7 protein-coding genes are annotated in these 13,422 nt (G+C 53.6%); 5 read left to right on the top strand and 2 right to left on the bottom strand.

The features are described 5' to 3' along the window. Positions 1–168: 168 nt before the first annotated feature. Entirely contained in the window at positions 169–6,822 is a 6,654-nt protein-coding gene (locus tag AC0YN0_RS03910) for a DUF7507 domain-containing protein (protein WP_475820091.1), read from the top strand. Next, positions 6,819–8,135, top strand: coding sequence for a COG1361 family protein (locus AC0YN0_RS03905; protein ID WP_475820090.1), 1,317 nt, complete (start codon positions 6,819–6,821; stop codon positions 8,133–8,135). Before AC0YN0_RS03910 ends, AC0YN0_RS03905 begins: the two co-directional genes overlap by 4 nt. A gap of 168 nt (positions 8,136–8,303) precedes the next feature. On the opposite strand, the gene AC0YN0_RS03900 is transcribed toward AC0YN0_RS03905, so the two are convergent. Beyond that, positions 8,304–9,455: a helix-turn-helix domain-containing protein gene (locus tag AC0YN0_RS03900; protein ID WP_475820089.1), complete on the bottom strand. Its 1,152-nt coding sequence runs from the start codon at positions 9,453–9,455 to the stop codon at positions 8,304–8,306. Between the two features lie 52 nt (positions 9,456–9,507). Continuing rightward, positions 9,508–10,161 carry a GntR family transcriptional regulator gene (locus tag AC0YN0_RS03895; protein ID WP_475820088.1) on the bottom strand — a complete coding sequence of 218 codons (654 nt, stop codon included), beginning with the start codon at positions 10,159–10,161 and terminating at the stop codon, positions 9,508–9,510. 250 nt (positions 10,162–10,411) lie between these two features. Between AC0YN0_RS03895 and AC0YN0_RS03890 the strand changes: the two genes are divergently transcribed. The 3 genes from AC0YN0_RS03890 to AC0YN0_RS03880 are packed head-to-tail and all read left to right on the top strand — an operon-like array spanning position 10,412 to position 13,379. Next, entirely contained in the window at positions 10,412–11,209 is a 798-nt protein-coding gene (locus AC0YN0_RS03890; RefSeq protein WP_475820087.1) for an SDR family NAD(P)-dependent oxidoreductase, read from the top strand. Further along, positions 11,206–11,946 carry an SDR family NAD(P)-dependent oxidoreductase gene (locus AC0YN0_RS03885; protein WP_475820086.1) on the top strand — a complete coding sequence of 247 codons (741 nt, stop codon included), beginning with the start codon at positions 11,206–11,208 and terminating at the stop codon, positions 11,944–11,946. The genes AC0YN0_RS03890 and AC0YN0_RS03885 overlap by 4 nt, the downstream gene beginning before the upstream one ends. Before the next feature lie 47 nt (positions 11,947–11,993). Further along, positions 11,994–13,379 (top strand): mandelate racemase/muconate lactonizing enzyme family protein, encoded by a 1,386-nt coding sequence (locus AC0YN0_RS03880; RefSeq protein WP_475820085.1) that lies wholly within the window; start codon positions 11,994–11,996, stop codon positions 13,377–13,379. Positions 13,380–13,422 lie beyond the last annotated feature (43 nt).

The raw sequence follows: 13,422 nt of genomic DNA, 5'->3' as shown, positions 1-13,422 counted from the left end.
TGCCTTCCCCCCATTTGGACAGACAAAATCAAAAGTTTAGGCTCATAGTTATGAGTTGGTAGAAACTTTTATGGAGTTGTCTTTCGGAAATGGAGGTGAATCAACATTCCACTCATCGTGCGGGCAACTGTTAATGCAACAGGCGCCATTACCTTTACGGGAAACACTTTGGGTCTCAGTCGTTCCGAGGTGTCCGGCGTTCCCGGAACTTCCGATAGCATCGGCGCATTCGTTACAACCAATACCGCCTTGCGATACGGCACCTATCCTTTTGGCACCACGGATAACTACTTGCTTAACAGCTCATCGGCCGTCCTGAATCTTCCCGTGGGCAGCTCTGTGCTTTACGCAGAGCTGATCTGGGGCGGTACTTACGTTAATGGCACCACCAATCTGACGGCAGCCATTAATAATCCGGTATCCTTCACGACACCCGCCGGGACGTCCGATGTATCGCCAGACTCGGCTACGAGCAATATTTTCGACCTGGGCGGAGGGGCCCTTGGTTATGTGCGAACGGCAAATGTGACCTCGCTGGTGCAGCAGGGCGGTGGCGGAACCTATACGACGGGACGGGTTGTAGGCACACTGATCATCAGCAATGATCCAACCGCCAACAATGCCGGATGGACGCTCGGCGTCATCTATCAGAATGCCTCGCTTCCTTTCCGCAATATGTCTCTGCGGGCAGGAGCGGTTCTTGTTCAGAGCACCTCGTCGGCTGTTACGACTACGCTTACCGGATTTTCTACACCGGTATCGGGGGTACTAGGAGGGCGCGCCTTATTCAGCGCCCAAGAGGGGGATGCCAACCGTACCGGCGATCAGGCGCTGTTCGGTCCTACCACATCAACCTTGGTCGCTTTGTCGGGTACGAACAATTTTGCCAACAACTTCTTTGCCTCCCAGATTAACAACGATACCGGAGCGTTGGATACTTCAGGCACCTTCGGGAGCCGCAACCAGACCAACGGCGCTCCTGGCAGCAATATTGTGGGAGGAAGACAAGGCTGGGATATTACCAATGTGGATGTCTCGGCGCGTTTGGTCAATAATCAGACCTCCGCCGTACTTAGGTTAACAACATCGGGCGATGCCTACGTGCTGAACGCCAATGCCCTGCAAATCGATATTAACGCGCCTAGGGTCGGCGTGACCAAATCCGCTAATGTCTCCGGCTCCTTGACCGGCGATACGATCCGATATACGGTTACCGTCACCAATACCGGAACGGCCAATGCGACCGACATGATCGTAACCGACAGCCTCCCAGCCGGGTTAACCTTTGTTGCGGGAAGCGTCACGGTTGCTGGTGTTGCCAGACCGACGGGCGATATTACGGCTGGCGTTCCGGTCGGTACGCTGGTACCGGGTGCTTCCATCGCGGTAGCTTACAGCACGCGGGTAACGTCCATGCCCGGATCGCAGTTGCTCGTCAATACAGCTAATGCCTCCTTCAACTTCCAAAGCGTTGCCGGCGGCCCGATCACCCCTGCCGTGATTCCATCCAACGGGGTAACCGTCCCGGTCTATTCGCCGATTCTGGCCATGAACAAAACGGCAAGTACGGCTAATGCAACTGTAGGCAGCACGGTAACTTACACCATTGTTGTCGCCAACTCCGGCAATATTGCAGGCACGACGACCGTAACGGACCCGATTCCCGCCGGCACTTCATTCGTGCCGAACAGCGTGACCGTGAACGGCGTGACGGTGCCGGGAGCCAATATTGCTACCGGCGTTTCGGCAGGGTCCATTCCGGCGGGCGGCTCTGCCACCGTTACCTTTCAAGTATTGGTTCAAAGTCTGCCTTCTCCGCCGCAGTTGGTGAACCAAGCTAAGGCCGCGTATACGTTCACCGTTCCCGACGGCCGAACCTCATCCGGCTCGGCAGCATCGAACACCGTGACCTTGCCTGTTGCCCTTCCGAATGTAACTGTCGTCAAAAGCGCCAGCGTACCGGACGCTTCTGTCGGGGAGGCTTACACCTACACCGCGGTGATAGCCAACAACGGCACCGTTGCCGTCACGAATGTGACTCTGACCGATGCCATGCCAAGCGGTTCTGTTCTTGTTGCGGGCAGCGTGACCCTGAACGGAACGCCCCAGCCGTCAGCCAATCCTGCAAGCGGCATAACTATCGGCACATTAACTGCGGGCAGTTCTGCAACCGTCGCTTTCCAAGTAACGTCTTCATCGCTCCCCACGCCCGCGCAATTTGTCAACCGAGCTTCCGTGGCGTATAGCTCCGGAACGTTCAGCGGCGTATCGTTGTCCAATACCGTCACCGTCCCGGTCTATCAGCCGATTATCGCTACAGCGAAATCGGTGAACCAGAGCGTCGCCACCGTCGGAGATACGCTGACCTATACGGTATTCGTCTCGAATACCGGTAATTTGGCCGCGCAAGCAACCTTAACCGATACGCTTCCGGCAGGCACCTCCTTTGTACCTGGAAGCGTGACGGTCAACACGGTCTCCATCCCAGGCGCTTCGCCGATTGCCGGCATATCTCTCGGCTCCATTGCGCCAGGAAGCTCTGTTCCTGTCACGTTTCAATTCGTCCTGAACACGCTGCCCTCACCGCCGCGGCTCGTGAATCAAGCAACGGCTGCGTATTCGTATCAATTGCCGAGCGGGCGCCCATTTACAGGTTTTACGTCGCCATCCAATGTGGTCAACATTCCGGCTACCTCGCCAAATCTGACCGTCACCAAAGCGGTTAACAGCACGATTGCCACGATAAACGACATTTTGACATATTCGATCGCCGTCACCAACAACGGCGTTGCAGCCGTTACCAATGCCGTATTCTCGGATACCCTTCCAGCCGATACGGTTTTTGTAACCGGCAGTACCGTCGTGAACGGCATACCCTTGCCAAACGCCGACCCTAGCGGGGGCATCTCGCTTGGAACCATTACCGCAGGGGCAACCGTGCCGATTACCTTCAACGTCCGTGTAGCGGCCGTTGCGCCGACCATTCCGGCACAATTAAGTAATCGGGCCAATGTGGGCTTTACTTCGGGAAGTTTTACCGGCTCCTCCTCTTCAGCGGTGATCACAACGGCCGCCTACTTACCTGTCATTGACATAATCAAGAGCAGCAGCGTCAGCACATTGACCGTAGGCGATACCTTTACGTATTCACTGACTGTCAGTAATGCCGGCAATTACCCGGCTGAAGTTCGCTTGGAGGATATCTTGCCGCCTGAGGTTGCTTTCGTGCCGAATAGCGTAATTATTAACGGCTTCCCGAATCCAGGCGTCGATCCGACTACAGGCATCCCGCTGGACACGGTATCCGCAGGCGAAATTAATGTCGTAAGCTTCTCGGTTACGGTCCTGTCCCTGCCCAATCCGCAGCAGCTCTCTAACCAATCCAATGCGATATACAGCTATACCTTGCCAGACGGAAGAATGTTTGAGAGCAGTTCCGCTTCCAACACGGTCGTCGTCTCCGTATCCGCACCCAATGTCTCCACAATCAAAAGCAGCAACAGCAGCTTATCCGTGGCCAGCGGAGATACGGTCAAGTATACCGTATTGGTCACAAACAACGGGGCGGCTCCGATCAACAACGCGGTCGTAAGCGACATGATGCCGCAGGGCACCAGCTTTATTACCGGAAGCGTGTTTGTAAACGGTGATTCCGTGCCGCTTGCAAATCCAGCTATCGGCATTCCAATCGGTACATTAGCCCCCAGCGCTTCTGCTACCGTAACTTTCGAGGTGATGGTCAACATGCCCACTCCATCCGTAATTTCGAACCAATCTACGGTCAGCTTTACTTCGGGCGCTTTCTCGTCGGCGTCCCAGTCCAACAACGTCAATACCCCCGTTACGCAGCCTGTCATTACGCTGGTGAAGTCTTCGGATACGACCAACGCTTCGGTTGGAAGCTCGGTTACATATTCCGTAGCTGTATCCAACACAGGCAATCTGGCAGCACAGGTTATATTGACCGATGCCATTCCCGCCGGCACAACGTTTATTCCGAACAGCGTGGTCGTTGGAGGCTTGCCTGTAGCTGGTGCCGATCCGGCTACGGGTATTCCGGTCGGGTCCGTGGCTGCAGGGGCAACCGTGCTCGTAACCTTCAGCGTGCTGGTCGCTTCTCTGCCGAGTCCTCAGCAGCTTGCCAACCAAGCTACGGCAGACTATACCTTTGTACCGCCGGATGGACGTACGCTGTCAGGCATTGCTCAGTCCAATATACTGACTATTTCCGTGTCCGCCCCCAATATTTCAATCGTTAAGAGCTCCACGAGGAGCAATACGACAATCGGAGATATCGTTCCCTATTCCGTTAGCGTCACCAATACAGGCATTGCGGCAATAACTAACACGATATTTACCGACCCTATTGCTCCCGGCTCGTCCTTCGTGGCCGGATCGGTTACGATCAACGGCGTGCCTAACACGGCCGCAATACCGGCCGCGGGCATTTCGCTAGGTCCGATCGCGCCGGGAGCAGTGATCACAGTCGCCTTCAACGTCCTGGTGGAATCCCTTCCTCCTTCCGGCTCTCTCATCAACCAATCGTCTGCAACCTTTACTTCCGGTGCCTTCTCGGGGACAGCCTTCTCCAACACGAACGTCACACCGGTTAACCAACCGATTGTGACAGCTTTGAAATCAGCGGGGGTCACGGCCGCAACGGTTGGGGATACGCTGAATTACACCATTGCCGTTACGAATTCCGGTAACTACGCCGCTACGGCAACCGTAACAGACACCATTCCGACGGGAACCTCTTTTATTCCGAACAGCGTTATCGTGAATGGCGTGCCTCATGCCGCAGAATCGCCCGTAACGGGAATCGCTGTCGGCTCCGTTGCACCGGGAGCAACCATTCAGGTTACCTTCTCCGTCTTGATCGATTTCCTGCCTACGCCGCAGCAGCTTCTCAATCAAGCCTCGGTCAGCTTCGCGTACACGCTGCCTGACGGACGTCCGTTCAACGGCTCGATTACGTCCAATACAGTTACGGTCGGCGTAACCGCACCGAACGTTTCTGTAGTCAAGACAACGCTCACTACCGCCTCCACCGTTGGCGACACTATCGCGTACAACATTAATGTAACGAATAACGGAATTGCGGCAATTAGCAATACACTGTTAACCGATCCGCTTCCTGCAGGCACTGCTCTAGTTCCGGGCAGCGTGACCGTCAACGGCGTAACTCAGCCATCTGCAAATCCGGCAGCAGGCATACAGCTCGGCGATATAGCGGCGGGAGCCTCCGTCCCGGTCACCTTCAGCGTCACGGTTACTTCGATTCCGAATCCGGCTGTCGTCAATAACCAGTCGTTCGTCAGCTTTACTTCCGGCGCCCTCTCGGCAACGGCATTCTCGGAAATTATAGCTACGCCGGTGTTCCAGCCATCTCTGACCGTCAACAAAACAGTCAGCAGCACGAACGCCACTGTCGGAGATACTATTGTGTACTCGTCAACGATTACGAACGGCGGAAATATCGGAGCACCGACTACGCTGACCGATCCGATTCCGGCCGGAACCACTTTGGTACCGAACAGCGTACTGTTGAACGGCGCCAGCTTGCCCGGTGCAGACCCTGCCGCAGGCATACCGCTTGGCGTGGTTGCGCCTGGAAGCCCCGTTACGTTAATGTTCTCTGTCATCATCACATCTTTGCCGCCAACCCAGCAGCTGGTGAATCAGTCTACGGCGGGCTTCAGCTACACGTTGCCGGATGGACGCGTCTTTACGGGATCGGCCCAGTCGAACACAGTCACCTCGACCGTTTCTTCGCCAAATGTGACTACGGTCAAGAGCACAACCTTTACAGCAACAACGATAGGCGACATTGTTCCTTTCTCCGTTACCGTAACCAACGCCGGAATTCAAAACGTTACAGACGCTACTCTGTTTGACCCAATCCCTGCCAATACGGCGTTTGTTCCAGGCAGTGTCAGCGTAGACGGCGTCCCTCGTTCCGGCAGCAATCCGGCATCCGGTATCCAGCTTGGAACGATTGCGCCTGGCGGCAGCGTTGTGGTCACCTTCAACATCACCGTCACGTCCTTGCCGACTTCCGGCTCCTTCAGCAACCAAGCTACCGTCAGCTTCACGTCCGGCGCGTTCTCGGGAACATCTCTGTCCAACACGGTTACGCTGCCTGTAGCGCAGGCGATTATCGGCGTTGTCAAGAGCTCCAGTGTACCTGTCGCGACAGTAGGCGATACCGTCGTCTACTACTTGAACGTCACCAATACCGGAAATACGACAGCTACGGTTACGCTCACGGATCCGGTTCCAGCCGGAGCGGAGTTTGTTCCCAACAGCGTCATTATCAACGGCGTGCCTCAGCCAGGCGTGGATCCCGACATGGGCATCGTAGTCGGTACCGTTGCGCCTGGAGGAACGATTACGGTTACGGTTTCCCTTCAAGTAACCATCGAGACGCTGCCGTCTCCGCAGCAGCTGGTCAACTCGGCCGTGGCTAACTTCTCCTTCTTGCTTCCCGACGGAAGAACGGGCATCGGCTCGGCGCCGTCCAATACCGTTGTCATTCCGGTATCTTCTCCGGATGTCAGCGTGGTCAAGAGTACGCTCGCTGTTGACGCTGTTTCCGGAGATGAGATTACTTACTCGATTCTTGTTACGAATAACGGCATTTCCACCGTCAACAATGTCGTGGTCATTGACCCGATTCCGGTCGGCAGCACCTTTGTCGCGGGCAGCGTCACCGTGGATACCGTATCGGTTCCGACGGCGAATCCTTCGGTCGGCATCGCCATAGGCTCCATATTAGCAGGAGCCACATCAACCGTAACCTTCAAGGTGCTTGTGTCATGACACCCGATATGGCCAAGGAAGAAATTCTGCTGAACCAATCGCGGATTCTTTATAACGCAGGCGGTACTGCATTCGTTACGTATTCCAACACGGTGAGCACGCCTATCGTTGGCCCTGTCATCACCTTGGTCAAAAGCTCGGAATCGACTCAAGCCTTTCCCGGCTTGCCGGTCATATTCGCCGTCAACATCACGAATACGGGCAACCGGGAAGCGGATATCACCATCTATGACCTGCTGCAGGAAGGAACGGAATTCGTCCCCAACAGCGTACACCTGGATGGCGCGCCTCTTCCGGGCGCCAATCCCGTGACCGGACTGTATCTAGGCAGACTCGGACTGAATCAAGCCGTGAGAATTACTTTCCAACTTATGACCTCCATGCAGATAACGAGCGAGCAGCTTGGTAATCAAGTCCGGGCAGATTATACGTTCCTCGCGGCTGGAGGGCGGTTAGTGGAGGACAGTGTTTTTTCCAATACCGTCACGCTTCCGGTCATCCGAATGAATAAACCGGATGTAACGATTACCCTTACGGTGAACAAAACCCTCGCAAGTCCGGGGGAAACCCTTCGGTATACCGCACGTGTATCGAACAATGGGGATGTCGCCGCTGATGTGATTCTGTTCGCCGTCATACCGGGCGGCACGCTATTCGTTCGTAACAGCATTACCTTGAACGGCGTTATGCAAAGCGGGGAATTGGTGACGACAGGTATCGCGCTAGGAACGGTTGCCCCTAGAAAGCAGTCTGTCGTCACCTTCGAGGTGATGATTACAGGCAGCAATATTGTGTCGCCGGCTCAAGTTTTAGTTAACCAAGCCAGCACGGAAGGCACTTACAGAAGTACGGGCGGAACCGTTGCACGACTGGATCCTTCGTTTTCCGGAACTGTTTCAACAGAGGTCTGTTATCCGCACTTTCAGCTTGAAGTAACGACGAATCCTCTCGTCGTAGAACCAGAGGCGGTTGTCGATTATAACGTCGTGCTGACGAATACCGGGAATTGGGCAGCGGATGTTACTCTGAATCGCCTTACGATCAGGCAAACCTCCCTGATACGCGGATCGATCCGCATAAATGGGGTGCCTGCCGCAGATCCGGATGCCTCCGGCTCCATTTCTTTGGGGTATGTGTCGCCGGGAAGCGCCGTTCAAATCAGCTATCAGATTTTTGTGAGCCCGCTTGTAACGAGTCATGTCCTACGAGGGATTGTCACAGCTCACTATTCGTATGAGCTGAACGAAATCTATCATCATGGAGAAGTCAACTCCAACGGTTACGTCATTTACATTGAAAATTCGGATGAATAAGAAAGGTGCCCCTCGGGGCACCTTTCTTTGTTGTTTCCGGCCATGTCTTATACGATTACTCGTACAATCTTCTGACTCGAGCGCTTTTTGTCTATGAAAATAGAAAGCCGAAAATCGCACGGCCGCATCAATGGTTGTTTGTATCTCTGCTTGGTCACTACTTAATCCCTACTTGGCATCCCGGAATTCGCTTGGCGACAATCCTACCTTCTTTTTGAAAATTTGACTGAAGTAACGGGAGTCGTGATAGCCGACCCTTTCCGCTACCTCATAGTTTTTTAGATGCGTTTGCTTGAGCAGTTTTTTGGCGTTGGATATGCGAATGCGGGTCAGATACTCTATAAAAGTGACACCCATTTTTGATTTGAATAAGGCGCTTAAATAGGCGGGAGTAATGAACACTTTATCGGCTACGTAATGCAGCGATGCCCGGCTATATTCCTCCTCCATTAGGGTAACTGCTTTTTTAATGATCGTGCGATCGATGCTGTCGGCGGCGCAGGATATCCCCCTCATTCCTTTGATCGCCTCGAGAACCGCATCTTTCATCTCCTCCAACGTCTGCAGCTGCATGAGCGCCGTAATATTCGGCGTGCTGCATAGATTCGGTTGACCGAGTGCGGATTTGACCCGAAGCTGCAAGCTAATTAGAAGTTGAAGCGTCGCGTCTACGACTTTATTGACCTGAAGCGGACCGTTTCGAGTCAACGTATAGTAGAAGTCATCCACGGCTCGTCTCGTTGCTGACTCTGATAGGGAGTCTCTAGTCAGTAGCTGTAGAAGCTCATCCTCCTTCACTAAGGGATATTCCGCGTCGCTTGCATATTTAACAATGCTGTTATAGTAGATAGGCTGTGAATGGGTTTGATAGAATCGGTGTTTCATTGCGAAGAGTGCTTGCTCGTAACAATCATGTAAATCCGATAGATTCGGATTAGGATTACTAATGCCAAGCGAAATCGATGGAAGATTGATATTATGCTCTTGGTTGCAAATGCGGTCGTACAGCTCTGCTATGGATTCGCGATCGTCCCAAGAGAATACGACTCCGATATGCCCCTTGTCATCAGGAACGACAGCAGTGTTCCCGGGTCCTAGCCGCTTGATGACGGCATACAGTTCATCCGAGTCGCATCTACGAGACCATAAATCCGTTTCCGCGGTGCTCACGCTGAACAAAGCCAGAGCAGGGTATGCGTAATAAGCGTGGAGCCCGCTCTCTTCCAGTCTCCTCTTCACATCTCCGGCAGCAAAGCCTTTACCGGGAAGCAGGTCATTCAGAGTTCGGGCGAATACGGAAACGATTGCCCCTTGCTTCATAATCGGCACTCCTCTCTCTGAGAAAGGATAATGAATCGATTGCGCATGCTTGCTAGTCTCCGGTGTAATTTTTGTAGAAACCTAATCCCCTGATCAGCTTCTTTTCCGTAAGCTCGACGTCGCCCGACTTGATGAGGTGCAAAATTTCGCTATGCGAGTCAGGAATCGAGTAGCCTTGGTGATCCTTGTTCGTTACCGTAATAAAACGCATAATCTTTGATTTGATGCTGTTCCAAATGTCGTATAGCAACGCGTTTCCGCTCCGCAAATAAAAATAGCCGTGAAAGCCCATATCCAATTCGACCAGCCGATACGGATCCCCTTTATCGATCGCTTCCCGCATACCCGCTATAACGTCCTCCAGATAAGCGATATCCTTCGGCTCCAACACCTTCATCGTGGCGCGAAGCGCGTGTCCCTCGACCAGCATCCGAAGCTCGTAAATGTCGCGGATTTCCTGGGCTGTAATCTCGGATACGGACGACCCTTTGTTCGCTTTGCCGACAATGAGCCCTTCCTGCTTCAGCCGCTCCAGCGCTTCTCTGACGGGCGCTTGGCTGACGCTGAATTGCTTGGCGATATCCATTACGATCATTCGGTGTCCGGGCAGCAGCTCACCCTTCATAATCTGCCTCTTTAACGTGCTATAGACATGCTCGCTAAGAGAGATTGGACTTTGCAACGAACTGGCTGTTTCGATGGACACAGGCTTCCACCACCTTAAAAGTTGGTATTTTTCGTAAATTATCGATAATCGATAATATGATGCTAAGCGCTTACAACAAGAAAGTCAAGATCATAATTATAAGCCTGTATTCCCCCTCATTAACCGTAAAAAAACAAACAAAATGATAATTTTACAGCATCGCTTTTCGCTTATGCACATCGGTAAGATGGTCATGTAACGAGAATCAAAGCGCAAACGGAGTCCATGATTTTTAAGGAGGTATACACGGGTGCCAAGGAAAGTGGTCTTCATAGCGGATGCCGACAGCCTGTCCGGCAAGGCGCTAATCGAGCGGTTCGGCCAAGGCGGAGCGGATCTGATTCTGAACAGTCTTCAAGACGATAAGGAATGGGACAATGTACTCGTTTCCTGCGAAGCCGCCGGCTCCAGAGTACTCGTTACCCACGCCGACCTATGCAGCAGCCGCGGGCTAACGGACATGTTGGACGAAGCTGATAAGCTGCTTGGTCCGGTAGACGTCATGATTCACAATTGCAGCGTCATAAAACCGGTTCATGTCGAAAGCGGCGAAGAATCGATATTTGTCGAAATGATGGAGGCAAATGCAAAATCGGCCTTCTTCTGTACGCAGGCGATCGGCAAGCGGATGGCAGCCAGAGGGAGCGGCAGCATCATCTTCGTCAGCTCTATTCATAGCGAGAAGCCGACCGGTGCCTCCTTCGCTTACAGCGCCTCGCAAGGCGCGGTGAAAATGCTTGCCCATGAGGCGGCGTTGTTTCTTGGGAGGCACGGCATTCGCGTCAACGTCATCGAGATGGGTCCAATCGAAGGGGCTGACGTTACGTTTCAAAGCGATCTATCCGGGCTTTACGACGATTACCGGTACAAGGTTCCCGGGACCAAGCTCGTCACGGAGGCCGACTTGGCCGAGCTGGTTTTCTTCCTTGCGGGGGATGGATCGGCTTATTTGAACGGAGCCGATATTAGGCTGGACGGAGGTTTCCTCTTGCATTACATGGACATTCGAATGAATAAGCCTGCCGAAGGGGGGACGAAATCGCAATGAGCCAAAGCTTGATTGGAAAATCGGCACTCGTCACCGGCGCGGGAACGGGCATCGGCAAAGGCATAGCTTGCGAGCTTGCGCGGCGCGGCGCGAAGGTTGCCATCCACTACAACTCCAGCGATACCGGAGCCAAGGATACGCAGCAACGCATCGAGGAGCTCGGCGGCCAGTGCATGCTCGTGCAAGCCGACATCGCCGATCGGGAGCAGATCGTTCGAATGGTCGATACGGCTGCGACAGCGCTTGGCGGCATCGACATATTGGTCAACAATGCCGCGCTGCAGCTTAATATCAACTGGTTCGAATATACGGAAGAGCTGTACGACCGAGTGATGAACGTTAATCTGAAAGGATACTGGCAATGCATGCAGGCGGTTATTCCTTATATGAAACAAAGAAATTTTGGCCGTATCATTAACATCTCCTCTGTTCATGGCAAACGACCGACCGATTTCGACGCCGTTTACTGTATGTCGAAAGGCGGCATCAAGATGCTCGGCAGGGAAAGCGCCATAGAGCTAGCGCGTTATGGCATTACAGTCAATACGATTGCTCCCGGCGCGATCGACGTCGGCAAGTTCAAATCGCACAAGGAGCCGAGCCGCAGAAAATTCCCGCTCGGACGTGTCGGACTGCCGAAGGATGTCGCTTCGCTCGCCTGTTATATCGCTTCGGACGAAACCTCGTTTATGACAGGCGCCACCGTTCGCGTGGACGGTGCCGGCATGTTGATGTAATCGCATGATTATGCCAAATACCTATAATCCGCAAAGGAGCTATTTCCATGACTCAACCGGAAACCTATGAAAGCACATTGTCCTACGTCAACACCTACTCGGGGCCGTCGGAGCTTCGCATTACCGACATTCGTTTTGCCGATATTGCCGGCGCACCTATGCACTGCAGCCTGATCAAAGTGTTCACGAACCAAGGCATCGTCGGTTTCGGCGAAGTGCGGGACGGAGCCGACAAACAGTTTGCCCTGCAGCTCAAGAGCAGACTTCTCGGCGAAAATCCGTGCAATATCGACAAGCTATTCCGCAGAATCAAGCAATTCGGCGGGCATTCAAGGCAAGGCGGCGGCGTAAGCGGCATCGAGATCGCCCTTTGGGACATCGCCGGCAAAGCCTATGGCATGCCAATCTATCAAATGCTTGGCGGCAAATTCCGGGATCGGATCCGCATGTACTGCGATACCGACGTAGACGGCAAAGCTACCGGCACGGCAATGGGCTTGGCCTTGCAAAAAAGGATGGAAAAAGGCTACACGTTCCTCAAAATGGATCTCGGCATCAATCAAATTATTCATGAGCCAGGAACGCTGAGCGCGCCGCTTGGATTTCTGGATGAAATGAAGGCGTTGTCCAAGGCTTGGTATTCCCGCAAAGGTTCGAATCTACCGGAGCATGAGCTGCGGGAAGCGCGCAACCGCCACTACGATATATACAACATCGCGCATCCCTTCACAGGCATTCATGTTACCGAGAAAGGCCTCGACATGCTGGAGCAATACGTTGCCGAAGTACGCGCGGTCATCGGCTATGAGGTTCCGCTTGCCATCGACCATTTCGGACATATCGGCTTGCAGGACTGCATCAAGCTGGGTCGCCGCATCGACAAATACAATCTGGCTTGGATGGAGGACATGATTCCTTGGCAGTACACGAATCAATACGCGCAGCTCGCAAGCGCGGTGACGACTCCCATCTGTACCGGCGAGGACATTTACTTGAAGGAAAACTTTAGGCCTCTACTGGAAGCCGGCGGCGTATCCGTCATTCACCCTGACGTGCTGACGACCGGCGGCATATTGGAAACGAAAAAGATCGGCGACATGGCTCAGGAATACGGCGTCGCAATGGCCATCCATATGGCGGAAAGCCCGATCGCCTGCCTAGCGGCTGTTCACGTCGCAGCCGCCACCGAAAATTTCCTGGCGCTGGAATACCATTCCGTCGATGTCGAATGGTGGGATGATCTCATTGTCAGCAAGCTGCCGAAGCCGCTTGTCCAGAACGGATTCATCCACGTGCCAGATGCGCCTGGTCTAGGCATCGAGGAGCTTAACGACGAGGTCATCGCTGCGCATCTGCATCCGGAAATTCCCGGACAATGGCAACCTACCGACGAATGGAACGGCTATTGGTCCAATGACCGGCTTTGGAGTTAAATTGGTGCTAATCAAAGCACAATACAATAGATCGAGGTGTCCA

Source organism: Paenibacillus sp. J22P218 (assembly GCF_056269195.1).
This window is presented reverse-complemented; position numbering and strand designations above follow the sequence as displayed.